General features: G+C 67.2%; 22 protein-coding genes, 1 tRNA gene and 1 pseudogene. 6 read left to right on the top strand and 18 right to left on the bottom strand.

Annotated features, from left to right (window positions below):
- The first annotated feature begins 11 nt into the window (after window positions 1–11).
- The 4 genes from ACCQ05_RS01805 to tmk all read left to right on the top strand — a co-directional run bounded on the left by ACCQ05_RS01805 (window position 12) and on the right by tmk (window position 3,151).
- Complete coding sequence (locus tag ACCQ05_RS01805) at window positions 12–371, top strand: roadblock/LC7 domain-containing protein (RefSeq protein WP_104541021.1); 360 nt, start codon at window positions 12–14, stop codon at window positions 369–371.
- Window positions 372–465: 94 nt separating this feature from the next.
- Window positions 466–1,383, top strand: a complete 918-nt coding sequence (locus ACCQ05_RS01800; RefSeq protein ID WP_372392742.1) for a hypothetical protein — start codon at window positions 466–468, stop codon at window positions 1,381–1,383.
- Window positions 1,380–1,919, top strand: a complete 540-nt coding sequence (locus ACCQ05_RS01795) for a GTP-binding protein (RefSeq protein ID WP_372392741.1) — start codon at window positions 1,380–1,382, stop codon at window positions 1,917–1,919. Before ACCQ05_RS01800 ends, ACCQ05_RS01795 begins: the two co-directional genes overlap by 4 nt.
- A gap of 551 nt (window positions 1,920–2,470) precedes the next feature.
- A complete protein-coding gene (tmk, locus tag ACCQ05_RS01790; protein ID WP_228962648.1) occupies window positions 2,471–3,151 on the top strand; it encodes a dTMP kinase in 681 nt (226 codons plus the stop codon).
- A 389-nt stretch (window positions 3,152–3,540) separates the two neighbouring features.
- Here tmk and ACCQ05_RS01785 read toward each other — a convergent pair.
- The 4 genes from ACCQ05_RS01785 to birA form a co-directional block, all read right to left on the bottom strand.
- A tRNA-Thr gene (locus tag ACCQ05_RS01785) sits at window positions 3,541–3,616 on the bottom strand.
- Window positions 3,617–3,648: 32 nt separating this feature from the next.
- Entirely contained in the window at window positions 3,649–4,494 is an 846-nt protein-coding gene (locus ACCQ05_RS01780) for an SPOR domain-containing protein (RefSeq protein WP_372392740.1), read from the bottom strand.
- Window positions 4,495–4,503: 9 nt separating this feature from the next.
- On the bottom strand, window positions 4,504–5,232 hold the full coding sequence (locus tag ACCQ05_RS01775) for a type III pantothenate kinase (protein ID WP_104541026.1): 729 nt from the start codon (window positions 5,230–5,232) through the stop codon (window positions 4,504–4,506).
- Window positions 5,229–6,194, bottom strand: a complete 966-nt coding sequence (gene birA / locus ACCQ05_RS01770; RefSeq protein WP_104541027.1) for a bifunctional biotin--[acetyl-CoA-carboxylase] ligase/biotin operon repressor BirA — start codon at window positions 6,192–6,194, stop codon at window positions 5,229–5,231. The genes ACCQ05_RS01775 and birA overlap by 4 nt, the downstream gene beginning before the upstream one ends.
- Before the next feature lie 90 nt (window positions 6,195–6,284).
- On the opposite strand from birA, the gene ACCQ05_RS01765 reads away from it, so the two are divergent.
- Together ACCQ05_RS01765 and ACCQ05_RS01760 are read left to right on the top strand one after the other, a co-directional pair.
- Window positions 6,285–6,602, top strand: a complete 318-nt coding sequence (locus tag ACCQ05_RS01765; RefSeq protein ID WP_104541028.1) for a hypothetical protein — start codon at window positions 6,285–6,287, stop codon at window positions 6,600–6,602.
- An 8-nt stretch (window positions 6,603–6,610) separates the two neighbouring features.
- A complete protein-coding gene (locus tag ACCQ05_RS01760; RefSeq protein WP_372392738.1) occupies window positions 6,611–7,366 on the top strand; it encodes a M90 family metallopeptidase in 756 nt (251 codons plus the stop codon).
- Window positions 7,367–7,528: 162 nt separating this feature from the next.
- Here the strand turns inward: ACCQ05_RS01760 and ACCQ05_RS01755 are convergent, their stop codons facing one another.
- The 14 genes and pseudogenes from ACCQ05_RS01755 to aroE form a co-directional block, all read right to left on the bottom strand.
- On the bottom strand, window positions 7,529–8,713 hold the full coding sequence (locus tag ACCQ05_RS01755; RefSeq protein ID WP_372392737.1) for a DUF1501 domain-containing protein: 1,185 nt from the start codon (window positions 8,711–8,713) through the stop codon (window positions 7,529–7,531).
- A 41-nt stretch (window positions 8,714–8,754) separates the two neighbouring features.
- Window positions 8,755–10,353 carry a DUF1800 domain-containing protein gene (locus tag ACCQ05_RS01750; RefSeq protein ID WP_372392736.1) on the bottom strand — a complete coding sequence of 533 codons (1,599 nt, stop codon included), beginning with the start codon at window positions 10,351–10,353 and terminating at the stop codon, window positions 8,755–8,757.
- A gap of 109 nt (window positions 10,354–10,462) precedes the next feature.
- On the bottom strand, window positions 10,463–11,833 hold the full coding sequence (locus ACCQ05_RS01745) for an ATP-binding protein (RefSeq protein ID WP_208622726.1): 1,371 nt from the start codon (window positions 11,831–11,833) through the stop codon (window positions 10,463–10,465).
- A 74-nt stretch (window positions 11,834–11,907) separates the two neighbouring features.
- Entirely contained in the window at window positions 11,908–12,591 is a 684-nt protein-coding gene (locus ACCQ05_RS01740) for a response regulator transcription factor (protein ID WP_002808458.1), read from the bottom strand.
- Window positions 12,592–12,663: 72 nt separating this feature from the next.
- On the bottom strand, window positions 12,664–12,930 hold the full coding sequence (locus ACCQ05_RS01735; protein WP_228962669.1) for a hypothetical protein: 267 nt from the start codon (window positions 12,928–12,930) through the stop codon (window positions 12,664–12,666).
- 377 nt (window positions 12,931–13,307) lie between these two features.
- Window positions 13,308–14,312 carry a tRNA dihydrouridine(20/20a) synthase DusA gene (dusA, locus tag ACCQ05_RS01730; protein WP_372392735.1) on the bottom strand — a complete coding sequence of 335 codons (1,005 nt, stop codon included), beginning with the start codon at window positions 14,310–14,312 and terminating at the stop codon, window positions 13,308–13,310.
- 463 nt (window positions 14,313–14,775) lie between these two features.
- Window positions 14,776–15,000 carry a hypothetical protein gene (locus tag ACCQ05_RS01725; RefSeq protein WP_167394579.1) on the bottom strand — a complete coding sequence of 75 codons (225 nt, stop codon included), beginning with the start codon at window positions 14,998–15,000 and terminating at the stop codon, window positions 14,776–14,778.
- 787 nt (window positions 15,001–15,787) lie between these two features.
- Complete coding sequence (locus tag ACCQ05_RS01720) at window positions 15,788–16,363, bottom strand: ankyrin repeat domain-containing protein (RefSeq protein WP_372392734.1); 576 nt, start codon at window positions 16,361–16,363, stop codon at window positions 15,788–15,790.
- A gap of 57 nt (window positions 16,364–16,420) precedes the next feature.
- Window positions 16,421–17,926 carry a catalase KatB gene (gene katB / locus ACCQ05_RS01715; RefSeq protein WP_208622724.1) on the bottom strand — a complete coding sequence of 502 codons (1,506 nt, stop codon included), beginning with the start codon at window positions 17,924–17,926 and terminating at the stop codon, window positions 16,421–16,423.
- A 430-nt stretch (window positions 17,927–18,356) separates the two neighbouring features.
- Window positions 18,357–18,965, bottom strand: coding sequence for a DUF6624 domain-containing protein (locus ACCQ05_RS01710; protein WP_372392733.1), 609 nt, complete (start codon window positions 18,963–18,965; stop codon window positions 18,357–18,359).
- Window positions 18,962–19,462 (bottom strand): annotated as a pseudogene (locus ACCQ05_RS01705) (hypothetical protein); the annotation flags it as partial. The gene ACCQ05_RS01710 and the pseudogene ACCQ05_RS01705, both read right to left, overlap by 4 nt.
- A 34-nt stretch (window positions 19,463–19,496) precedes the next feature.
- Window positions 19,497–21,629, bottom strand: coding sequence for an ATP-dependent DNA helicase DinG (gene dinG, locus ACCQ05_RS01700; protein WP_372392732.1), 2,133 nt, complete (start codon window positions 21,627–21,629; stop codon window positions 19,497–19,499).
- Between the two features lie 486 nt (window positions 21,630–22,115).
- Entirely contained in the window at window positions 22,116–22,469 is a 354-nt protein-coding gene (locus ACCQ05_RS01695) for a hypothetical protein (RefSeq protein ID WP_228962659.1), read from the bottom strand.
- A gap of 10 nt (window positions 22,470–22,479) precedes the next feature.
- Complete coding sequence (aroE, locus tag ACCQ05_RS01690) at window positions 22,480–23,331, bottom strand: shikimate dehydrogenase (protein ID WP_228962660.1); 852 nt, start codon at window positions 23,329–23,331, stop codon at window positions 22,480–22,482.
- Window positions 23,332–23,344 lie beyond the last annotated feature (13 nt).

Here is a 23,344-nt window from a genome sequence, read left to right as displayed (position 1 = left end):
GGGGACCACCGATGTCGAAACTCAATCTGGAACAACTGCATTCGCTCGCCGGCTTCGTCGGCGCCGCGCTGGTCGACAGCGACAGCGGCATGGCGCTGGGCATGACCGGCGGCACCGAACTCAACCTGGAACTGGCCGCAGCCGGCAATACCGAAGTGGTGCGCGCCAAGCGCCGCATCGCCGAGCAGCTGGGCCTGAACGACACCATCGAAGACATCCTGATCACCCTGTCGCGCCAGTACCACCTGCTGCGTCCGCTGGAGAGCAACGGCGCACTGTTTCTGTACGTGGTGCTGGACCGTGCCAAGGCCAATCTGGCGATGGCCCGCCACGAGCTCAAGGCGTTCGAAAAGACACTGGATTTCGGTTGATGCCAGTCCGGCGGCGCACCCGCGTCGCCGGCCCTGCCTGCCGGTGCGAGCCGGCAGGCGTCATCGTGTCACTGCGCCCAGCCGGCGCCCTCTCATGACCACACCCATTCACGCCATGCGGGTCGCCACGGCCGGCCTGGACCTGCTGCACGCCACGCGCCTGAAACTGGCGTGCTCGCTGCTGCTTGCCGAGCGCATCGACGTGCAGTTGGGCGAGTGGCCGCAGCACGCGGCCGACGTTGTGGTGCTGGGCCTGGAAACCGCCGACGGTCTGGCTGCATGGCAGGCGCTGCAGGGCCAGCCGGTGCGCATGCTGGTGGTCTCGCGCACACCGGTGGCCGGCGCCTGGCTCAAGCATGGCGCCACCGTGCGCGAGCTCAACGAACAGATGCGCCTGCTGCTGTCCTCGCCGCATGTCACGGCGGTGGCCGAGCCGGCACTGCTGTTGCGGCATTGCCGCGGTGAATTCGGTGCCGGCGTGGTGGTGTTGCGCAATGCGGGGCTGCAGGTGCGCGTGGATCCGGCCGAACACTGCCTGCATCTGCCGGCCGGCGTCGCGTTGGACGCGCTGATCGCCGCGCTGGACCGCCCGGACTGGCAGCGCGCGGCCGACGACGCCCAGGTCACATTGCCGCAACGCCTCTCCTTCGAAGCGCTGTATTTCGCACTGCCCGAGCATCTGCGCCCGGCCCTGCCGGCGGTGGAACCCAGCCAGCCGCTGCAGCTGCGCCAGTGGCCGGAGTTGAGCGCGCAGACCAGTTCGCCGGCGCAGCTGCTCGCCATCGCCCACCTGCATGCGCGCCCATGGCGCCCGCAGGCGCTGGCCAATGCTTGCAAGCTCCCGCTGCAGACGGTGGAATGCCTGTTCGCCGCCGCACTCGCCAGTGGCCTCGCCCAGACTGCGGAGATTGCCGTGTCGTCAACGCCGCCTCGCCCGGACAGCAGCAATTCCCGGTTCCTTTCCTGGGTCGCACGCCGGTTTGGCCTCTCTCTCTTCCAGGCGCAGTCATGAGTCTTCCAGCCAACAAACTCGTGTTCGTGGGCGGCATGGGCGCCGGCAAGACCACCGCCGTGCGCGCCATCTCCGACGTGGAGCCGGTCAGCACCGAAATGCCGCTCAGCCAGGATGCCTACGGCGACAAGACCTACACCACGGTCGCGCTGGACTACAGCTCGATTGAACTGGAAGACGGCGAGCTGCTGCACGTCTACGGCGTGCCGGGACAGAAATACCTGGATTTCATGTGGCCGCTGGTGTGCGACGGCGCGCTGGGGGTGATCGTGCTGGCCAATGCGCGCGACCCGCAGATGTCCGAAGCCACGTTGGCGCTGCTGCGCGAGTTCGCGCAGATCGCACCCGAGGCCAGCCTGGCGGTGGGCATCACCATGACCGACGAGGTCGAAGACTTCCTGCTGCCGCCGTTTCGCGATGGCCTGGTCGCCGAAGGTTTCCGCATCCCGGTGATGCGCGTGGATGCGCGTTCGGCCACCCAGATCACCTTCCTGGTGAAGTCGCTGCTGTCCTACCGCTATACCTCGGCGGCCTGATTGGCTGCATGGCACGCGCGATGAGCGCACGACGATAAACAAGGAATCCGGTCACGACGGGCCTGAAAGGGCGTCACGCGGGGGATGCCGCCTCTAGGGTGGCGGCGACGCGTCCATCTTCCTTGAAGCCAGAAACGCGACTCAGTCGTGATACGAATGAGCGCTGCGTCTGACTTATTCAGTATGCCCAGTGCACAGAACCACCGGCATCGGGACATTCCCGACAGCATGCAGGACATATCCGTGATATCGGGTCGGCAATAGCGACGTCGCAGGTCGTCGGTATCGGCACCTGCAGGGCCTGCGCCTGGCTGCAACCTGGCCGGTGTCTGGCGCAGGCGCTCCAGTGCGCCCTCCTGCGCTTCCGGCCGCACGCACTGCAAGGCGCTCCGGCATGGCTGTCCGCACACCGCCGCTGCGGTGCGCACGGCCGGTGCACCCAGATCAATGCCCTCGACCACGGCATGGTCGCCGCCGCTTGGAGCCGGCACGACGGTCGCCGCCACGTGGTTGGCTACTGATGGGTTGCCCCGATCAGATAAAGTAGCGCGATGACAATCGAACTGAAGCCCGGCGGGCTATTGATCGCGATCGAAGGCATCGACGGCGCCGGCAAGACCACGCTGGCACGCAGCCTGGCAACCACCTTGCAGCAGGCCGGTGCGCGCGTGGTGTTGAGCAAGGAACCGACCAACGGTCCCTGGGGCACGCAGCTGCGCCAATCCGCCGCCACCGGCCGCCTGAGCGCCGACCAGGAAGCCGACCTGCTGATCCGCGACCGCCACGAACACGTGGAGACCCTGATCGCCCCCGCGCTGGCACGCGGCGACATCGTGATCCTGGACCGCTACTTTCCTTCCATGGTCGCCTACCAGGGCGCCGCCGGGTTGCCGCTGGATGCGCTGCTGGAGCGCAACGCCTTCGCGCCGCGCCCGGACGTGCTGCTGCTGCTCGACCTGCCGCCACCCACCGGCCTGGCCCGCATCCGCGCCCGCGGCGATGCGCCCAACCATTTCGAAACCCAGGACAACCTGGAACGCTGCCGTGCGATCTTCAACGGCCTGCAGTTGCCGGGCAAACACGTGGTGGACGCCAGCGCCGACGCCGACAGCGTGCTGCGCCGGGCATTGGCGATCGTGGTCGCCGCCGCAGCCGAGCGCCTGCGCAGCGACGCGCACACCGACGCCGGCACGGCCGCATTGCAGTTGCTCTCTGGGGGCCGGCCGGCCTGAGCAACGCAACATGGCGTCACCGCCTTTCGAGCGTGGTGGCGCGCAGGTGCACGCCCTATGTTCGGTGCACGATGACGCGATGACCCGCCGTGTGAGGCGCGCTGTTCGCTGACTGGAATGGCGATGTCCTCGCCTCGGCGATCGGCATTCCGTCCTTCTGCCTCCCACCCCGCAGACGAGCAACCAAAAAGCATGGCCGTCCCTGCCTGCACTGATCGCGCGCACCATCGCAGGCATACACGCACATGCGCACGCATATTCGCGGCTGCTTGATGCTGCCCGCCGCGTCGCCTCATCCAGACCGCCGGCAGAATGCCCGCTTCAACGCGACAGGCGCCGCATGCCGAACAGAACAGGCGGATCGGAGCACATCGAGACGGTCTGCAAGATGGTGCCGGCACCCGGATTCGAACTGGGGACCTACCGCTTACAAGGCGGTTGCTCTACCAACTGAGCTATGCCGGCAAAGGCAGGCGCGTTGCACGCCGGTGCGCATTCTAGCGCAGCGCGGCGCAATCTAGCGACCGCTGGCGCGTTGCACCCGCGGCGCCCTGCAGCGTCGCGGCCGCCAGCGTGCTGCGCACATCGACCCACCAGCGCGACTGACCGCTGCCGCTGGGCACCAGTTGCGCCGGAAACCCCGCACTCACCAGGCTCGCCTGGCGCCGCTCGGCGCGCTCGCGGCTCTGGTATTGCCCCAGTGCAACGGTATTGCCCTCGCCTTGGGCGATCACGTAATAGTCGCCGATACCGGCGGCCGCAATCCGCTTGACCAGCGCCTGCGCCGCCGCGCGGTCGCCCACGTCGGGCAGCATCACGCGGAACGTGCTGACTCCGGCATCGGCGTCTTCGCGCACGCTGGCACGGCTCACCTGCCCGCGCAGGCGCGCCAGCGCGGCATCGGCATCGCTGCGTGCTGTGTAGGGCCCGAGGCTGGCACAGCGCTCGGGCGCAGCCGGTGGTGTCGGAGCGGCCGGCGCCGGTTTTGCATCGGCAGTGGCGACAGTGGCGGCAGGCGCGGACAGCGACGGCTGCCCTGCCGGCCGGGAAGCAGTGTCGGCGCCTGGCTCCAACGATGTTGTCGCAGCAGCGGCCGCTGTCGCTGCGGCCGGCACGGGTGCCGGCGTCCTGGACGCTGGCACGACCCCGGCCTCCGGCTGCGCAGCGGCGGCCAGCGACGGTCGCGACGCCCCGGTCGCCAGCATCGGCAACACCTCCAGCCGCGCCACGCCGGTTGGCTGCGGCGGTGCGGTCGGCGGTGACGGCGGCGGCTGCATCGCCCACCACAACGCCACGCCGGCATTGAGGACGATCAGCACAACGATGAGCGCGCGTACGTACATGCCTGGATTCTAAGCGCAGGACGAATCGGTCGCCCAGGTCGCCAGGCCGTCCAGCACCAGTGCGGCGCGGAAGCTGGCATCGGGCAACAACGGCAGCAATGGCGGTGCGCCACCGCCATGCAGCAGCAGTCGCACCGGCACGCCCAGGCTGCGTCGTGCGTGATGCAGGCTGCGCTCGATCAACGCCACTGCGGCGCCATCGCAGCCGGAGGTCAAGGCATCGTCGGTGTCGTTGGCCAGCTCGACATAGTCGCCACCGCTGGCCGGCAGTTGTACCGCGCGCGCATGCAGCGCCTGCCGCATGGTGGTGGGCGAAGCGGCGATGCGACCGCCGTGATGCTGGCCGTCGGCGCCGAGCACATCGATGGTCAGTGCAGTGCCCACTCCGGCCACCAGCACCGCTGCTTCGCCGCGCGCGCCCAGCAAGGCCAAAAACCGATCCACGCCAAACCGGCTGGGGTCGGCGTAGGCGATGCGGATGCCGGCGCAGTCGGCCACGGTGCGTGCGATGCGCACCTGCGCGAAACGCTCCTGCAGGCAGCCGATCATGCGCTGCGTCAATGCCGGCGCCGCCACGCTGGCCACGTAGGCAACGCGCCCGGACGGCAACGCCGCCAGCGCAGCCGCATCCATCGCTTCGGCACCATGCGCCCAGGCCTGCACCTCGCCCGCGCGGTTGCCGTGCAGCGGCGCGTACTTGAATCGCGAATTCCCCAGGTCGAACAACCACTCGCTCATGCAGGTCTCACGCTGACTTCTCCGGAGTGGAACAGCCGTTCGGTCTCACCCACCTGCACCCGCAAGGCGCCGTCGGCGGCCAGGCCGAGGGCGACGCCGTGGTGCAGGCTGCCGGCTTCTTCCACCTGCACGGTGCGGCCACGCAACACATCCAGCGCCGCATAACGGGCCAGGAACGCGGTCAACCCCTGCGCTTCGAACAGGTCCAGCGCCGGCAGCAACGCCGACAGCACCGCGGCCACCACCGTATCGCGCGTCACTGCGCGGCCGGCCAGGGTATCCAGGTCCACCCACGGTTGGTCGATGCTGGCTGCGGCCGCAGGCGGCATATGCACGTTCAAGCCCAGGCCGATCACGGCGCGCGCGTTACCCGCCATCTCCCCGCCGCCCTCGATCAGCAGCCCGCCCAGCTTGCGCTGGCGCGCCAGCAGATCGTTGGGCCACTTCAGGCCGACATCGGCGAACCCGCAGCCGCGCAGGGCCTCGGCGACCGCCACGCCAACGGCCAGGCTCAGACCGGCCAGCTGCCCCAGGCCACCGCTGAAACGGCGCGAGGCCGACAGGTAAACATGCGCGCCCAGTGGCGAGGTCCACTGCCGGCCGCGGCGGCCGCGCCCGCCGGTCTGGCGCTCGGCCAGCAACACCTCCACGCCGCGCTCCGGTGGCGGGCGCGCCAGCAGGCTGGTATTGGTGGATTCCAGCGTCCAGGCCACGTCCAGCCCCGCCAGCCCGGCGGCGGCGTCAGCGCTCATGGCGGCACGGATGCGGGCAGCGTCCAGCAGGTCCAGGGGGGCAGCCAGCCGGTAACCATCGCCGGCGCGTCCTTCGATCGCGACGCCTGCGGCGCGCAGATTCTGAATGCGCTTCCACACCGCAGCGCGGGTCAACCCCGCATCACGCGCCAGCGCATCGCCGGACAGCCGGCCGCTCGCAAGTTTGGCCAGCAACGCGCGGTCGTCCACGGCAACGGTTCCCAAATCGATCCATGAAAGTATGCGCCATGGCTTCCCGGCCGCCCAGCGCGGCTTGCGTGAGGGAGTGAAAACCGCGTTATGATCGGCGACTTACGCCGCTTGCCCTGGATGTGGACGATGCGCCGACTCACGGTTTGCCTGCTTCTGTTGTTGGCTCCGCTTGCCGCACTGGCATCGGACCAGTTGACCGACGGCGATCATGACAGCTGCGTCAGCTCCAACTCGGCCGCACGTGGCAGAACGCCCAACGGCGAACCGGCCGCACCGGCGCGCATGCCCCCGCAGCACAAGCCCGCACCTGCCACCGGCGGTGGTGGCAGCGATGGCGACGGCCTGTTCCCGCGCATGCGCACGATGCCGCGCTGGCATAGCTTCCTGCCGGGCATGTTCCGCTGATCCAGTGGGTGATGCGCTGGCTGCGCCGGCCGCCGCTGGAGATTCCCGACGCGTTGTGGAACCCGGTGCGCAGCGAGTGCGCCTGGGTGGCCGCACTGGACCCGCTGCGTCAGCAACGCCTGCGTGCACTGTCCGCGCAGTTCCTGCACCAGAAAACCATTTCGCCGGTCGATAGCCTGCAGCTGCAGCCACAGGATCAGGTCGTGCTGGCCGCCACCTGCTGCCTGCCGCTGCTGGAATTCGGCGCGGCCGGGTGGCGTGGCTGGTCGCAGCTGATCGTCTATCCCGATGCCTTCCGCGTCCAGCGCACCCACATGGATGCGGCCGGCGTCATGCATGCCTGGGACGACGACCTGATTGGCGAGGCCTGGGAACAGGGGCCGCTGATCGTCAGCTGGGCCGACGTACAGGCAGACCTGCGCGACCCGTGCGCCGGCTTCAACGTGATCGTGCATGAGATGGCGCACAAGCTCGATGCCCTGGATGGCGCACTCGATGGCACCCCGCCACTGCCGCGCGAGATGCAGCGCCGCTGGGCGCGCGACTTCCAGCAGGCCTTCGACGCGTTCTGCAAGCGTGTGGATGCCGGCGAAGACACCGAGATCGACCCGTACGCTGCCGAAGCGCCGGAGGAATTCTTCGCGGTCGTCAGCGAATACCACTTCTCCGCGCCGCAGGTACTGCAACGGGTGATGCCGGCCGTGGCCGCACATCTGGTCGGCGTGTATGGGCCCTCGCCGTTCGCGGCGCAACCAGGGCAGTGAGGCCGCCACGCGGTGGCTTTGCATGGGTGCGGCAGTTTGGCGCTTGAATGCGCATGACCGTCAGGTGGTGAGCGCGGCCCGGCGCCGCCGCACTGCGTACTGCACACCGATTCCAACACTGCCTGGCGCACCCAACGGCCCTGGCATCGGCGGTCGGCACGGCTACACCAACCCCAGGTCCCGTGGCGTCGCGCCCGGGAACACACGTTCCAGCTGCGCCGGCGACAGCCCCCACAGCCGCTGCAGCACGCCGCCGAACAGGCTGCGGTAATTGGTCAGCACCGGATAATCGCGATTCTGCAGCAACTGCGCCTGTTCCACCGCAACCTGTTCGCCCGCGATGCGACCACCGTGCACGCCGCCGCCCAACACCCAGTAGGTGGTGCCATGGCCATGGTCGGTACCCTTGCTGCCGTTCTCGCGGAAGGTGCGCCCGAACTCGGAAATCACCACTACCACGGTGTCTTTCCAGGCCGGACCCAGGGCGTCGGCGTAAGCGGCCAGTCCTTGCCCGAGGTTGCGCAGATTGGTGGCCAGGCCGCCTGTGACACTGCCCTGGTTGGCATGCGTATCCCAGCCGCCGACATCGACGAATCCCAGGCGATAGCGCTCGCGCATCAAGGTGGCCATGCGTCGGGTTTCATCGGCGAATGTGCGCGCACTGGCGGCGCCGCGCCCGGCCTGCTCCATCTCCTCGCGCAGCTGCGCGGTGACCTGCTGGCGCAAGGCCAGCCCGTCGCGTGCCGCGGCCGCCAACGGCGTGCTGTCGTACATCTGCGACAGGATCTGCGCCTGGCGCGCATCCAGCCCGCCCTTGCCGATACCCCTCAACGACACGTTGGGCAGATCGCCGCCGCCCTGGAAGGTCAACGGCAGCGAATCGGTGAAGGCAATCGCCGGCACGCCACTGAGCACGCCCGACAGGCGCGCCATGAAACCGGAACGGTAATCGCGGCGCTTGCCGGCCTGGCCGGATTCGATATCGTCCTGGGTTTCGAAATGGCTGCGCGAGGTGTCGTCGGTGCCGGCGAACGGCACGAACGCCAGTTGCCTGCGCTGCCACAGCGGCAGCAAGGCATCGCGCAGCACCGGGTTCAGACCCCAGTGCGGATCCAGCGCGATGGCGCTGTCGGGATTGGCCGGATCCGGCCGCGCAATCGCCAGCGTGGGCCGCGACTGGTAATAAAAATCGCTGGCGTACGGCACCAGCAGGTTATTGCTGTCGTAGCCGCCACGCAGGAACACCACCAGCAGGCGCGCACTGTCGCGCGGGGCGGCAAACAGGCGGCCTGTCCACGGCAGGCTCGCGGCGGCGGCAGAGGCAAGCAGAAATCGACGACGTTGCATGGAGGTTCTCCTGCGGCGATGACCACACCGCCTGCGGTGAATCAGCGATAGTTGAAATCCGGCGAAGACAACAGGAAGCCGTTCCACTCCGCCGGCGAGCGCGCCTGCTCCAGCGCCTGGCGCGTTGCCGCCGACAACGACGGTGCCAACCAGCGATACGACGCGCGCGTATCGATCTGCGTCAGGGCGGGAATCGGCGTATCGCTATCGCCATCGCGCCGGAACAACTGCTTGGGCCCACTGCCCAGCGAGCGCGCCACCTCGAACCGGCGTGCCAGTTGCCCGGAGCTGGTCCAGGCCTGCGATTGCAGCGACCATCCATCCGGTGTGATGCGGCCGAACAACGGCTCGCCCAGTTGCTGCACCCAACTGACCATCGGGGCGGCATTGATCACCGGCTGGTTCTCGTAGGCCAGCCGCATCGCCGACACCACGAAGCGGTTCGGGTCCTTGAACTTGCGCGGTTGCGCCTGTGCGAATTCCGCAGAGCCCAGCATGGTCTGCATGACCTTGGCGATATCGCCATCGCTGCGCTGGAACGTGCTGGCCATGCGCGCGACCAGTGCGACCGGTGGCGTATCGCTGACGAAATACTCGGCCAGGCGCTGCGAGACGAAACGCGCGCAGGCCGGCTGGCGCACCAGCAGGCGCACGGCCTGCTCGATCTCATCCAGCCCGCCACCGGCGATGCGCTGGCCCAGCAGCAGCTTGTCGCCGGGCTGATGGCGCGCCGGATTGAATTCGAACAACCCCTTGCGCACCACCGGCGGCTGACCGGGCTTGGTCGGCGGCAGCGGCGGCGCGCCCTCTGCCTTGATCGGCACCAGGCCAGCGCCGGTGAGGATCAAGGCCAGCTGCTGCACGTCCTGCTGGCTGTAGCCGCCATGCACGCCCAGCGTGTGCAGCTCCATCAGCTCGCGCGCGTAGTTCTCGTTGACCTTGCCCTTGGCGTTCTTGGCATTGTCCAGATACTCCAGCATTGCCGGGCTTTCCAGCGTGGCCATCACCAGATCGGCAAACTTGCCGGTGGCGTTGGGGCGGATCGCGTTTTCCATGTAATCGGCCGCCATCCACTTCACCCGGCCCTTGTCGGCATACACGCTGAAGTGATTGAGCCAGAACCACACCAGCTGTTGACGCAGTTGATCCGGCGCGTACACGGCACGCAACAGCTGGGCCTGGCGCGCCTGGGTGAGCATCTGCCCGCCGCGTGCCTGCCAGTCCTTGCGCAGGGCGAGCTTTTCGTCGCCATCGGGCATGCCCTGCAGGCGGATCTTGTCGGCCTCGTACTGGGTCAGCAGGGTCACCAGGGGCGTATGCAGCGCATCGAAGCGCTGCAGCTGCGCGCGGATGGGCGCAGGCAGCACGGCATCGTCGCTGGGCTGCAACAGCAGCGTGGCGTAGCGCGTGGGGCCGAGCCGCCGCAACTGGGTTGCACTCTCGCCGTCCACACCGTAGGTGGCGCGCTGCAACCAGCGCGTCTGCGTTGCCGTCAGCGGCGGTTCGGCCGCGTGTCCGACGATGGCGCAACAACAACTGGCAACCAGCAACGGGATGCGCCAGCGTCGGCGGCGCACGCCCGAGCAGCGCGTGTCCACGCCAGCTACCTGTACAACGCGCTTGAACATGCGGCTCTCCATCGCGACTGCCTGCAACCGGGCCAGTATGGTCAAGCCAACGCGCGAGGCGTTAAACGGTTGTCGCAACCTCGGCCGCCATTGCCGAAGAGTTCATCGCGCCCGTCCGGGCTCACAGCCCCGGCGGCAGGGTCACATCGAAGCGGGCGCCGCCCAGTTCCTGCGAACGCACCACCTGCAGCTCGCCGCGGTAGGCCTTGATCAAATCCTGCACGATCGACATGCCGATGCCGTGGCCCTGTACGCGCTCGTCTCCGCGCACGCCACGCTGCAGGATCTTGGCGACGTCCTCCGGCGCGATGCCGGGGCCATCGTCTTCCACCGACAGGATCAGCCCGGCACGCCGGCTCCCGCTGGTGGGACCGGGCTGGGCGGTCAGCAGCACGCGGCTGCGCGCCCACTTGAAGCCGTTCTCCAGCAGGTTGCCGAGCAGCTCCTGCAGATCGCCGGGCTCGCCATGGAAACGCGCCTCCGGCGAGATATCGAACTCGCACAGCACACCCTTGGCCGAATACACCTTCTCCAGCCCGCGGACGATCTCTTCGGCGCTTGGCTCGATCGGCAGCGGCGCGGCAAACAGCTTGTGGCCGCTGGAAGCCGCGCGCGCCAGCTGGTAGGACACCAGATCGTTCATGCGACGCAACTGCACGTCCATTTCTTCGTGCAGATCGCGCTCGGAAGCACCGCTGTCCAGCTGTGTGCGCAGCACCGCGATCGGGGTCTTGAGGCTATGCGCCAGGTCGGCCAGCGTATTGCGTTGGCGCTCCAGGTTGTCGCGCTCGCTCTCGATGAAGGCATTGATGCTGTCGGTCAAGGGCTCCAGCTCGCGCGGATGCTGCTCGCTCATGCGCTGGATCTCTCCGCGCTGCACCTTGGTCAATTCGTTGATGACGCGCCGCAGCGGGCGCAGGCTCCATTGCAGGATGAAGGCCTGCAGCACCAGCAACACCACGCCGGCGCTGCCGAGGTAAAACCACACCGCGCCACGGAATACCCGCAGCTGCGCGCCCATCGAGCGGGCGTCTTCCATCACGTAGATGGTGTAAGGAATCTCGCCGCCGTGCTCACGCTCGACATAGCTCACGCCCAGGCCATAGCGATACAGCTGGCCAACGCTGCCGTCGATCTGGGTCATCTCCAGCGGGCCGATGAACTCTTCCTGCCGCGGCTCGAGCATGCGGCCATGCGGAATATTCGGTCCTTCGGCCGACATGGAGGTCCAGCTTTCGTCCGGACGCACCACTTCCACGTACAGCCCGCCACCGGGCACATCGAAACGCGGGTCCGGCGGCTGTCCGCCGATGTACAGCGAACCGTCGCGAACGAAGTCGATATTGGCCGCGTAGGCGGAGGCGTAATTCTTCAGCCGTTCGCGCAGGTTGCGCTCGGCGGTGTCGGCGAACGCCACATCCAGCGCGTACCCGGCCAGCGCCAGGAAGGCCACCAGGCTGAGGCTGGCGGCCAGCAGCTGGCGCGCCTGCAAGGAGCGCGGGCGCCAGCGTTTGTACCATTTGGAGCGCACCGGCACGAAATCGTCCTGCTTGCCGACGTGCGACCTCAGCCTTCGGTACGCGGGATGGCGAAACGGTAACCGCGACCGCGCACGGTTTCGATCGGCTTCAGCTCGCCGTCGGGGTCGAGCTTCTTGCGCAGGCGGCCAATGAACACTTCCAGCACGTTGGAGTCACGGTCGAAATCCTGCTGGTAGATGTGCTCGGTGAGGTCGGCCTTGGAGACCAGTTCGCCGGCATGCATCATCAGATATTCCAGCACCTTGTACTCGTAGCTGGTGAGATCGACATTGGCGCCGTTGACGCTGACCGTCTGCGCCGCCAGGTCCAGTGCCACTGGGCCGCATTCCAGCGTCGGCTTGCTCCAGCCTGCCGCGCGACGCAGCAATGCATTGACGCGTGCCAGCAGTTCTTCGACGTGGAACGGCTTGACCAGATAATCGTCGGCGCCTTGCTTGAGACCTTCGACCTTGTCCTGCCAGCTCGAACGCGCGGTCAGGATCAGCACCGGGAATTTCTTGCCTTCGTCGCGCAGCGCCTTGATCAGTTCCATGCCCGACATCTTGGGCAGGCCCAGGTCGATGATGCCGACATCGAACGGCACTTCGCGGCCCATGTACAGGCCTTCTTCGCCGTCCTGCGCAGCGTCGACCGCAAAGCCTTCACGCTTCAGACGCGCGGCAAGGGTCTCGCGCAGCGGAGCTTCGTCTTCGACCAAAAGAATACGCATGCACTCTCCCTAGTTACGTTGTCGGCCTGCGGCCGGGGGAATTTATGAGACTGAACGTGGGACTATCTACGTTCAGTGGTTATCGTCGCGTGGTGGCACATCGACCGCAGCCGGGTTGCGCGGTGGCGCAGACTGGGTCTGCTCCGGCTCATAGACGGTGTGCACGCGTCCGTCCTTCATGTACTTGACCCGGTTGAGATTGCCGCCGTCGAACGGCACGCGCTCCGCGCCCAGAATTTGTCCACCGGTGGACCGCTGCACATGGCGAATGGTGTCCGACAGGGTGCGGCTGCCGCCACGCGCCGCTGCCGGCATCGCCTCGCGCCCACCCTGCCCCATGGGGGGATAGCCTTGACCCCACGCCAACGGCGCAGCCGTGGCGGCCCAGAGGGCAACCAGGACAACAGAGCGAGCGCGGCTGGACGAATGGGTCACAACTGGATCCTAGCGGGTTGTTCAGGAACATTCAAAATTTGTGAAACCGGCTGCGCATCACAATGCAGCTGGAGCCGGAAATCGAGCCAAATTCTTGATTTTGGGGGGTGAATCCGATCTGAACTTTTTAGCTTCAGGTTAACGTCGTTCAGTGAAATGAATACCAAGCCAAATTCCCGCGCCCGACAACCGCCGTTTACACCGCTCGGGCAGGCCTGGAAATCCGTTCAGTCCGGAAGCATCCGGGTTCACCTGTTCAGCTTATGCAAGCGCCGGGCCACTCAGGCCACGACGCGCCAGGGGCGGCTATCGGTACGTTGCAAGGCCTGCTCGACCAACTCCCAGCCCGCTCCGGGGCGGTGTGCCCCCTCGCTCAACACCTGCCGGAAGGCCCGCCCGCCGGGCTGACCGTGGAACAGTCCCAGCACGTGTCGGGTGATGTGCTTCAGGGCCAGACCCTGCGCTAGCTGGGACTCCACGTAGGGCCGCAACGCGCGCAACAGCGACTCCCGCGACTGCGGCGGCCGCTGGTGCAAGGCCGCATCCAGCTGATGCAGCACGTACGGGTCGTGATAGGCGGCGCGCCCGAGCATGACGCCGTCGGCCTGCTGCAGGTGCGCCAGGGCGGCGTCGACGGCCGCGATACCGCCATTGAGCACCACCGGTAGCCCGGGGCGCTCGCGCTTGAGCCGATAGGCCCAGTCGTAGCGCAGCGGCGGAACCTCGCGGTTCTCCTTCGGCGACAGGCCCTTGAGCCAGGCGTTGCGCGCGTGCACCACCACCATCGCCGCGCCGGCGGCGACCACCTGGTCGACAAAGCTGGCGAACACCGCGTAGTCGTCATCGTCGTCCACGCCGAGCCGGCACTTGACCGTGATCGGCAGATCGGTGGCAGCGCACATGGCCGCGACGCAGTCGGCCACCAGTGCCGGCTCGCGCATGAGACAGGCGCCGAAGCGGCCGGCCTGCACCCGATCGGACGGGCAGCCGCAATTGAGGTTGATTTCGTCGTAGCCCCAGTCCTGGGCGATGGCGGCAGCCTGCGCCAGCAGCGCCGGATCGCTGCCCCCCAGCTGCAACGCCAGCGGGTGCTCCACCGGATCGAAACCGATCAGCCGGGCGCGATCGCCATGGATCACCGCATTGGCGTGCACCATTTCGGTATACAGGCGTGCCGACGGCGCCAGCAGGCGGTGGAACACCCGGCAGTGGCGGTCGGTCCAGTCCATCATCGGGGCGACGGACAGGCGCAGGGAGGCGGCGTAGCGATCGGAAGCAGCGGTCATCGACGGTTGGCTGCGGCAGGCAGCCATTGGAATGCGAAGCAGGATCAATAGCTTACACGGGCGTCGATGAATCTGCGGCAGTGCGCCAGGGCACGCTGGGGCGCCCCGCCTGCCGGAGGTGCCACACGATCACCTGTTCGCTGCGTCATGTGATCGACCCGTCTCAGTGGCCCGATTCGAACATGGCGCACGCTTGTGGATTCCGCCGGTGGCGCGCTTCGACGGCCAGCATCACGGCTCCCTCCTGCCCTCGAAAAGGGCGAACACTATCGCCCTGGCGCTGTCTTTCCCTCGCTCGCCAAGTACGCGCGCTATCGGGAGCCATCGCTGCAGGATGCGCAAGCGTCTGGCGGCGTTCGCCCATGCGGAGCGAACGCGTTGCATCACCGGTTACGAGCGCGGCGCCTTTGGTCCGGTGCGCGGATAGGCGCTTTGCGCGCCCGCTACCTGGACGCTGCTGCGATTACGGATTACGGAAACCCACACGCTCTTCGGCGCTCAGCGGCTTACCGAGGGCGTGGTAGGAGGCAGCCAGGACGACCAGCGCAGTCCCCATCACCGCGTAGAAGCTCCACGAGGTCGCCAGCACATGCACCTGGCCAAACACCAGCGCGACGACGGCGGTGGCGGTGCACAGCACCATGGCCAGCAGCGACATCAGAAAAGGGATGGAGGGATCGATCTTCATGGCGGGGGTTCCAAGCTGCGATGGCTGAAGCATCGGCATTCCCGGCCCGTTCTTGAATCGTTTTCTGCGCCTTTTTTCAGCCAATCCAACACAAGTCAGCGCACGCTCAGTTTTCTGTCAAAGCCTTGGCGCGCAAGGCCTGGCGTGTCGGAAACGCCCCGACTTGCGAGCGGCGCAATCACCACATCCGCCAGAGTTCCAGCGCAGGTGCGGCGGAAAACCGACAGCGGTAAATCAGGCGATGCTGCACTGCAAAATCTCCAGGCGCGCACTGTGGACGTCGCGTTGTCGTCTACCCGACGTGGTCACCGCAGCTCCTGCTGTTTTTGCGCCGCAGGCACCCTCTGGATGCCATGTGGATGCCGCCGGTGCGCACGACGCGGCGAGCGGCCCCGCTCCTTTCGGCTTCTCGTATTCGACCTACAGGAGGCACTGGCGCTTGAAGCCGGGATGCCCGCCGGCCTGCTGTGCTTGCGAAGGTGGCATGCGCGCTGGCCGCGGCAAGCCGCCAGCGGCAGCCTCGCTGATTCGGCGCGCATGCACCGGTCGCTGCGGAGAACTGACCTGGCCACTTGTCGCCACTGGTGCATCGTCGCGTTGGCCGCGTTGGCCGCGTTGCAGGGATGCAGCACTGCATCGGTGCGCGCAGCACGCTTGCCAGGCGTGGCGCATGACATCCGGGAAGACGGCCGATCCTGGAGATGCGGCGCAGCACTGCCGGGCACTCCGCACAGGCGGGCCACCCGCGTGACACGCAGGCCGATGCGAAAGCCGCGGTCGTGCGCGCTCAGCGTGCCGGGGCGGTAGCGAACTCGCCGCGCTGCAGCCTCGTCACGTCGTTGCCCTGCGCGTCCTTGAGACTGAGGTCCGCGCCCTTGGCGGCCAGATCCTTGAGCACGTCGGTGCGCTGGAACAGCGCGGCATACATGGCGGCAGTCTGGCCGGCGTTGTTGCGCTGGTCGGGCGCGCAATCGGCCTGCATCAGGCGCTTGGCGATGCCCAGTTCGCCCTTGAAGATGGCGCCCATCAAGGCAGTGTTGCCACGCTTGTCCTGCGCGCAGGGGTCGGCACCGGCGCTGAGCAACTGCTCCACCGCCGGGCGCTGGCCGTGGTAGGCAGCCAGGATCAGTGCGGTATAGCCCTTCTCGTCGCGGGTATTGAGGTCGTAGTGCGAGCGGATGAATTCGGCCAGCATGTCCTGGCGGCCTTCGCGGGCAGCATCGAAGAAATACTCGCGCAATTGCAGCTTGATCTGTTCGGGGCTGGCTGCCGCGGTGCGTGCCGCCGCCGGCGCGGCCGTCGGCGAGGCGGCCATGGCGGGCGCGCAGAGCGCGCTCAGCAAGACCAACATCAGCGTGCGCATGTCGCTCTCCTGAAGAAGGACGGCACCGCGGCGGAGGCCGCGATGCCGTCGGGTGGATCAGTCCTGCAGGCTGGAGGCCAGCTGCTTGACACGGGCCAGGTCGCCCTTGGCCACGCGGGCGACGCCGGTGCCGTACTCCGGATCGGCCTTGTACAGGAACGACAGGATGATGTGCTTGCTCTCGGTGTCGGTGTTGGCCAACGACTCGCCGAAGCTCTGCACCAGGTCTGCGCGGTCCTTCTTGCTGTAGGAGCGATACAACTCGCCGGCCTGCTTGAAGTTCTGCTCGCGGGTGATCTTGGCCTGCTGGGTGGTGCCCGACAGCGGCAGTTCGCTATAGCGCGCAGCGGTGTCCTGCGGACGCGGCTCAAGCCGGCTCGGCTCGTAGTTCACGCCGCTGGTGGTGTGGCCGGGATTCAATTCGCCGTCCTGGTTGCCATTGTTGACGGCCACGCGCGGGCGGTTGACCGGCAGGCTCAGGCCATTGGTACCCACGCGATACAGCTGGGTATCGGCGTAGGAGAAGATGCGGCCCTGCAGCAGGCGATCTTCCGAAGGTTCGATGCCCGGCACCAGGTTGGCCGGCGCCATCGCGACCTGCTCGGTTTCCTGGAAGAAGTTGTCGACGTTCTTGTTCAACACCATCTGGCCGACCTTCTGCTCCGGCACGTCCGGCCAGATCTTGGTGGCATCGAGCGGGTCGAAGTCGAACTTGGCCAGGTCCTCCGGCTTGAGCACCTGCACGTACAGATCCCACTTCGGGTAGTCGCCCTTCTTGATTGCGCCGACCAGGTCATTGGTCAGGTGGCTGTAGTCCTTGGCCTGCACCGCGGCGACCTGCTTGGGATCGAGGTTCTTGATGCCCTGCAACGTCTTCCAGTGGAACTTGACGTAGTGCACTTCGCCCTGCGCATTGACCAGCTTGTAGGCGTGCACGCCATTGCCGTCCATGAAACGGTAGCCGGCGGGCGTGCCTTCATTGGAGTACAGCAGGGTCAGCGTGCGGGTGCCTTCGGGCACGTGCGAGAAGAAATCGAAACGACGCGAATCGTCGTCCAGATTGGTGCGCGGATCCGGCTTGAACGCGTGCACCATGTCCGGGAACTTGATCGCATCGCGGATGAAGAAGGTGGGGAAGTTGTTACCGACCAGATCCCAGTTGCCTTCGCTGGTATAGAACTTGGTCGCGAAGCCATGCGGGTCGCGCAGTGTCTCCGGCGAGTGATTGCCGTGCACCACCGAGGAAAAACGCACGAATACCGGGGTCTTCTCGCCGGCGCTGAACACCTTGGCCTTGGTCAGGTTGGACAGATCGGCGGTGGCGGTGAACTCGCCTCTGACGCCGGTTCCGCGCGCATGCACCACACGCTCGGGGATGCGTTCGCGATCGAAACGCTGCAGCTTCTGGATCAGCTGCACGTCCTGCAGCAAGGTCGGGCCGGTGGCGCCGGCGGTCTGCGAGTTCTGGTTGTCGCCCACCTTGGCGCCGTTGTCGCGGGTCAGAACGGATTGGGCTAAGACCGGTGGGGCGATCAGCGTGGGGGCTAGCAGGGCTAGCACCATGAGGGATCCAGGGCGCATGGCGTCAGCTCGTGTTGAGGGAGCTGAATCATGGCCAGCGGGCGGTAGCGTGAGAAGTCGTTAGTTCTGATCGCTACGATAGGCGAACATGATGATGACTGCGTTGCGTGATATGCATCGCATCAGGAAAGCAGCCTGTATGGCAGATCGGCCGTTGAGCGTGGCGTTCGAGATCAGCGCAACGCGGCGACACCATCGCGGGGACGTAGCGAAACCTGCGGGTTTATTGCAGTGCAGAACAGACTGCTGCCTATCCGAACGAGTCGGCGCGGCGTTGGCCGGTCGGCCAACGCCACGGACATCGAGCGAGACCACAGCGAAGCCGGCCTCCATCCAGAGCAAGGATCGGTCGACCCTCCCGTCATGCACTCACTGGCATGCATTGGCCGTTGGCGATCGCTGCGCCGGCGGTTCAGAACCCGCCAGTACTGGCCGATTCGTCGGGCAACCCGGCCTCTGCCCTGCGCTGATGCAACTGGTCGGCAGCTTCCAGTTCGAACAGGCTGCCATCGGCCTTGCGTTGCGTGCCGTAGCGCTGCGGCTTTCCAGCCATGACCAGATTACGGTCCACGAACATTGCCAGGTCCGCTGAGCTGTAGGCCCCGCGTTGTGCTGCCAGCTGCATCTTCTGCAGGAATCCATCGCGAAACGCTCGGTCCGTCGAGTGCTGCGCGACCAGAAACGCCGCATGTGCACCGTCTTCGCCGACCAGCGCACTATCGGGAAAGCCGAACTTATCGATCAAGGTCGATAACGCGGCCTGGTTTTCGCGTTGCGAAGCGACCAGGCGCATTGCCATGTCCCTTGCCGCCCCCTGGTCTGCCTGCAGTTGCTGAGGGGTGAATGCACCGCGGACCCGTTCGCGCGCCTGCTGATCGGCAGCGGCCAAGGCCAACAGCTGTTCACGGTAGGAGGCGTTGAGGGAGGAGTGCGCTGAGTGCAGCGCATCGCCGCCAGCGGTACCGGCCTGTCCTGGAACGGCCATCTGCCACAACAACATTGCCACCACCATGATTTTCATGAGTGCATCACTCCCGGCTCTGGAAGGCGCTCGATCTCCGCATCGCCCTTGCGTAGAGGCGTATCGGCCAGCCGCGGAAACTCGTGGTACCTACCAGTCTCACCGTACACCAGAAAGGAACAGAATCTACTGGCGATCTCCATCCCAGGCGCCTTGTGGTCCAGAAACAGGAACTGCCCACCCGGATTGAGTTCCAGGAACACCGGCTCGCCGCCGGCAACGGGCACCACGAAATCCGCGCAGAAGAAATCCACACCCAGGGTCGATCGCAGGACATCGAGCTTTGCCTGCAAGCCGGGGTACAACGGTTCCCAGCTGTACTGCATGGTTGCCTTGTGCCGGACAGCGCGGTAGTCGATTTCACCCGGCAGGGAATGGCACATCCTCATGCAAAAGTACTCTCCTCCCATGCAGACCACGCGCAGATCGGCCTGATGCTCCACCACCTGCTGATACGTCGTCGGGCACGCACGCAGGTCGGCATCGGCCAATTGTTCCGGGAAGATCGCAAACGCGCTGCGCGCGGATCGATCAGCCGATCACCCGCTTGAACGGCGGCAAGGCGTCGATGATGCGCTTGCCGTAGCGGCGGGTGAGCAGGCGCGAGTCGAGGATGATGACGCGGCCGTGGTCGCTGGAGCTGCGGATCAGGCGGCCGGCGAACTGGGTGAGCGTACGCAGCGCATGCGGGATGGCGATCAGGTTGAAGGCGTTGTGGCCGCGGCTTTCCAGCCATTCGCTCAAGGTCGAGGTCTGTGGGTCGGTGGGCACGGCGAACGGCACCTGGGTGATGACCACGGTGGTGCAGGCCTCGCCCGGCAGGTCCAGGCCTTCGCCGAAGGAATTGAGCCCGAACAGCACCGAGCCTTCGCCGGCGGCAATGCGGCGCAGATGTTCGGCGATCAACTGCGACTTGTTGCCCTCGCCTTGCACCAGCACGCGGTTGCGTTGCGCCAGCGGCATCAGGTCGGCGACCTTTTCCATCTTCCAGCGCGAGGTGAACAACACGATGCTGCCCTTGGCGGTCCAATCCAGTTCGCGCACCAGATACCTGGCCACTTCCTTGGGATGGCCTTCGCGATCGTCGGGAGTGACGGGGAAATTGGGCACGATCAGTTCGGCCTGATTGGGCAGGTCGAACGGGGAGGCCAGCGAGGCCATTTCGGCATGATCGGGCAAGCCGTTGTCGATGGCGAAAGATTGGAAATCGCCGCCGCCGGTGAGCGTGGCCGAGGTCATCACCACCGAATCGACCTCGTTCCAGATCATCGTGCGCAGCACTTGCGCCGCCGACACCGGCGAGCAGTGGCAGATCAGATCACCATCGCGCGAGAGGGTGATCCAGCGTGCCATCGGCGGCTGGCCCTCCTTGTCTTCGCGCCTCCAGCCGCTCCACAGATTATGTTGCTGCTCGGCCATTTCCAGCGCCAGCCCCAGGCTGCGCTGCAGGCGCTCGCGTGCGGCATCGTCCTGCTTGCCCTTGGCCACGGCGCTGTGCGCGGCGTGCACCCAATTGAACAGCGCGCGGGTTTCTTCGCCCAGCTCGTCGATGGCCGGGCCCCACTGCGGCGGCAACTTGCCGTTGGCCGCACGCCACAAGGGATCGCGCTCGCCGGGCTCGGGCTTCCAGAGGCGTTCGACCTCGGCATGGAAGGCCTTGAGCAACTTGGACACGCGCGCGGCCACTTCGATGGCCTCGTTGGGCAACAGGTTGCCGATCCGGTCCTTGTCCACCGCGCGGTACGCGGCCGCGATCAGGATCTGCATGCGGCCGGTGCGCCGGGCCATGTCGTCCAGCGGCAGGTTGGCCGCGCCCTGGTCGATCGCCACGCCGGCGATGTGGTGGCCTTCGTCGAGCACCAGCAGCATGTCCGCTGGCGGGGCGATCAGCGGCTGGCCGTTTTCGGCATCGCCCAGCGACAGCGAGGACAGCAGCAGGGCGTGGTTGGTGACCACGATCTGCGCTTCGCGCACGTCGGTGCGTGCCTTGAGCACCGGGCATTGCGCGGCGTAGCTGCAGCGGCGCCCCGCGCAACCGGAGGCCGGGGTGGTGATGCGCATGCGCAACGGCACCGAGACCTGTTCGGGGGCGTCGTCCAGATCGCCATTCCAGGTGCGCGCGGCGTAGGCCTTGGCCAGGCGCTTGGCCAGGTCCGCATCGGCCGGGCTCAGCGGGCGGTCGTACAGCGCCTGCTCGTCTTCGAACATGGCGTTCTGGCTGGTGTCGCCTTCCAGCTCGGCGGCGTTGCGGGTGCACAGGTAGCGGGTGCGGCCCTTGGCCAGCGCCACGGTGGCCTCCAGCCCGGTGGCCTTGAGGAAGGCCGGGATGTCGCGCTCCACCAGCTGCGATTGCAACGCCACCGTGCCGGTGCTGATCACCAGCTTCTTCTTGGTGGCCAGCGCGATCGGCACCCCGGCGGTGAGGTAGCCCAGGCTCTTGCCGACGCCGGTGGGCGCCTCGGCGATGCCGATGCCGCCGGAGGTGGCCAGCGCACGCGAGACCAGACCGATCATCTGGCTCTGCGCGCGGCGGGTGGCAAAGCCGGGCGTGTTGGCCTGCAGCTTGGCGTAGGCATCGCGGATACCGGCCTTGATCGGGTCGGTCAGCACGCGCTGGGTGGGAACGGGCGCAGACGGCGCGGCCGGAGGGGCAAGATCACTCATCGCGCCATTTTCGCACGGACCGGCGCAGCGCCTGCGACCGTCGCGCCACGCGCCTGAACGCAATGACCTTGCGGGTGACAAGGCAGGGCGCTGCCTGCCGAAGGATGCGTCGTATCGCAGTAGACCGCGCAGAGCCGGCACCGGTCGTACACGCCGGATCGCATCGATGCACGCCATGCGGCGCCACGTCGCACTGGAGACAACGGCCCCGGCCTGCGTGCCGCTGCCTGCCTGCTACCCGCGTGACTGCCTTCAGCCGCCGCGGCTGGAGCGCGGCCCCGCATGCCGTGCCCACAGTGCGCCTCCATGGCGAGCATCGCGCCCCCCATCAGCGGCATGCCCACGCCGACGCCGGTCGGTGCAAACCGCACGTACGGCCTGCCGGCGCGATCGACCGTGGTCAGCGGCTACGGATGCAGCAGCGTCCAGCCCCCTGCCCCGCACACACCAGCCCCACCACGGCCAGCGCCAAGGCCTTCAGCGGGATCACCCGCGCGGGCCGGCATCCTTCGCCGGTCCCTGCAGGCTGCGCGCCAGGGTCCACACCAGCAGACCGATGCCCAGCGCCTGCACCGCCGTCAGCGCGAAGCGGCCGATGCCCATCACCATGCCGATCTGGCGCACATTGCCCTGCTCCAGCAACAACATGGGAATGGACTGCAACGCGACCTCGGCCAGCACGCAGCCCAGCAGCAGCCACAGCCCGAGCAGCCCGCCCCGCCGCAGCTGGCCCTGCGGGGCGCGCCACAGCAGCACCAGGCCCAGCAGCACGGCGATCAGCATCGGCACCCGCGACAGCAGGCTGGTGATCAGGCTGAGCAGGATGTCGGTGAGCGTCATGGCGGGCGGCTCAGTCGGCGCTGACCAGCACCGCCTCACGCGCGCGCAGCGCCGCATACACGGAGTCCGTGTCCGGGCGCACGCCATGCCACAGTGCGAAGCTTTCGGCCGCCTGTTCCACCAGCATGCCCAGCCCGTCGATGGCGTAGCGGCACTGCGCCGCGCGCGCCCAGGCCAGGAAGGCGATGGCGGTTTCGCCATAGTTGAGGTCGACTGCGGCGGTCAGGCTGTTGACCAGGCCCAGCGGCAATGCGAAGGCACCGGCATCGCGGTCGCGTCCGGCGGCGGTGGCATTGACGATCAGCTCGAAGTCGCCCAGCTCGCGCAGGTCTTCGATATAGCGCGAAGTCACCCGCGCCGGTTCGCCCAGTGCGTCGCACAAGGCGTCGGCGCGCTCGGGCGAGCGGTTCACCACCACCATTGCGGTGATGCCGGCCTCCAGCAGCGCCGGTGCCACGCCGCGCGCGGCGCCGCCGGCGCCGAGCAGCAGCACGCGGCGGCCGCGCAGATCCAGGCCGTGGCGTTCGGTGAGATCGCGTACCAGGCCGGCGCCGTCGGTGTTGTCGCCCTGCCACTGGCCATCGTTGCGTACCAGGGTATTGACCGCCCCGGCCAGGCGCGCGCGCGCGCTCAGGCTGCTGGCCAGCGCGTAGGCGTCCTCCTTCAGCGGCAGGGTGACGTTGGCGCCCTTGCCGCCTGCGTCGGCGAAACGTTGCAAGGCTGCGGCGAAGTCCTCCGGCGGCGCATCGATGGCGGTGTAGTCCAGCGCGATGCCGGTCTGCTTCCCGAAGTCGGCATGGATGGCCGGCGACAGCGAATGGGCAACGGGGTGACCGAACACGGCATAACGGGATACGGGCATGAATCGCTCTCTG

It is taken from the genome of Xanthomonas sp. NCPPB 3582 (assembly GCF_041475735.2).
Classification (GTDB): Bacteria; Pseudomonadota; Gammaproteobacteria; order Xanthomonadales; family Xanthomonadaceae; genus Xanthomonas; species Xanthomonas codiaei.
This window is presented reverse-complemented; position numbering and strand designations above follow the sequence as displayed.

Excerpts from the sequence above, each read along its gene's own strand:
- dusA (WP_372392735.1), bottom strand. The coding sequence starts at position 14,312 with ATGACCGCTGCTTCCGATCGCTACGCCGCCTCCCTGCGCCTGTCCGTC.
- ACCQ05_RS01755 (WP_372392737.1), bottom strand. The coding sequence starts at position 8,713 with ATGCAACGTCGTCGATTTCTGCTTGCCTCTGCCGCCGCCGCGAGCCTG.
- ACCQ05_RS01710 (WP_372392733.1), bottom strand. The coding sequence starts at position 18,965 with ATGAAAATCATGGTGGTGGCAATGTTGTTGTGGCAGATGGCCGTTCCA.
- ACCQ05_RS01740 (WP_002808458.1), bottom strand. The coding sequence starts at position 12,591 with ATGCGTATTCTTTTGGTCGAAGACGAAGCTCCGCTGCGCGAGACCCTT.
- aroE (WP_228962660.1), bottom strand. The coding sequence starts at position 23,331 with ATGCCCGTATCCCGTTATGCCGTGTTCGGTCACCCCGTTGCCCATTCG.
- katB (WP_208622724.1), bottom strand. The coding sequence starts at position 17,926 with ATGGTGCTAGCCCTGCTAGCCCCCACGCTGATCGCCCCACCGGTCTTA.
- ACCQ05_RS01780 (WP_372392740.1), bottom strand. The coding sequence starts at position 4,494 with ATGTACGTACGCGCGCTCATCGTTGTGCTGATCGTCCTCAATGCCGGC.
- ACCQ05_RS01695 (WP_228962659.1), bottom strand. The coding sequence starts at position 22,469 with ATGACGCTCACCGACATCCTGCTCAGCCTGATCACCAGCCTGCTGTCG.
- ACCQ05_RS01800 (WP_372392742.1), top strand. The coding sequence starts at position 466 with ATGACCACACCCATTCACGCCATGCGGGTCGCCACGGCCGGCCTGGAC.
- dinG (WP_372392732.1), bottom strand. The coding sequence starts at position 21,629 with ATGAGTGATCTTGCCCCTCCGGCCGCGCCGTCTGCGCCCGTTCCCACC.
- ACCQ05_RS01775 (WP_104541026.1), bottom strand. The coding sequence starts at position 5,232 with ATGAGCGAGTGGTTGTTCGACCTGGGGAATTCGCGATTCAAGTACGCG.
- ACCQ05_RS01720 (WP_372392734.1), bottom strand. The coding sequence starts at position 16,363 with ATGCGCACGCTGATGTTGGTCTTGCTGAGCGCGCTCTGCGCGCCCGCC.
- ACCQ05_RS01735 (WP_228962669.1), bottom strand. The coding sequence starts at position 12,930 with ATGGGGCAGGGTGGGCGCGAGGCGATGCCGGCAGCGGCGCGTGGCGGC.
- ACCQ05_RS01750 (WP_372392736.1), bottom strand. The coding sequence starts at position 10,353 with ATGGAGAGCCGCATGTTCAAGCGCGTTGTACAGGTAGCTGGCGTGGAC.
- ACCQ05_RS01765 (WP_104541028.1), top strand. The coding sequence starts at position 6,285 with ATGATCGGCGACTTACGCCGCTTGCCCTGGATGTGGACGATGCGCCGA.
- tmk (WP_228962648.1), top strand. The coding sequence starts at position 2,471 with ATGACAATCGAACTGAAGCCCGGCGGGCTATTGATCGCGATCGAAGGC.
- ACCQ05_RS01725 (WP_167394579.1), bottom strand. The coding sequence starts at position 15,000 with ATGAAGATCGATCCCTCCATCCCTTTTCTGATGTCGCTGCTGGCCATG.
- ACCQ05_RS01795 (WP_372392741.1), top strand. The coding sequence starts at position 1,380 with ATGAGTCTTCCAGCCAACAAACTCGTGTTCGTGGGCGGCATGGGCGCC.
- ACCQ05_RS01805 (WP_104541021.1), top strand. The coding sequence starts at position 12 with ATGTCGAAACTCAATCTGGAACAACTGCATTCGCTCGCCGGCTTCGTC.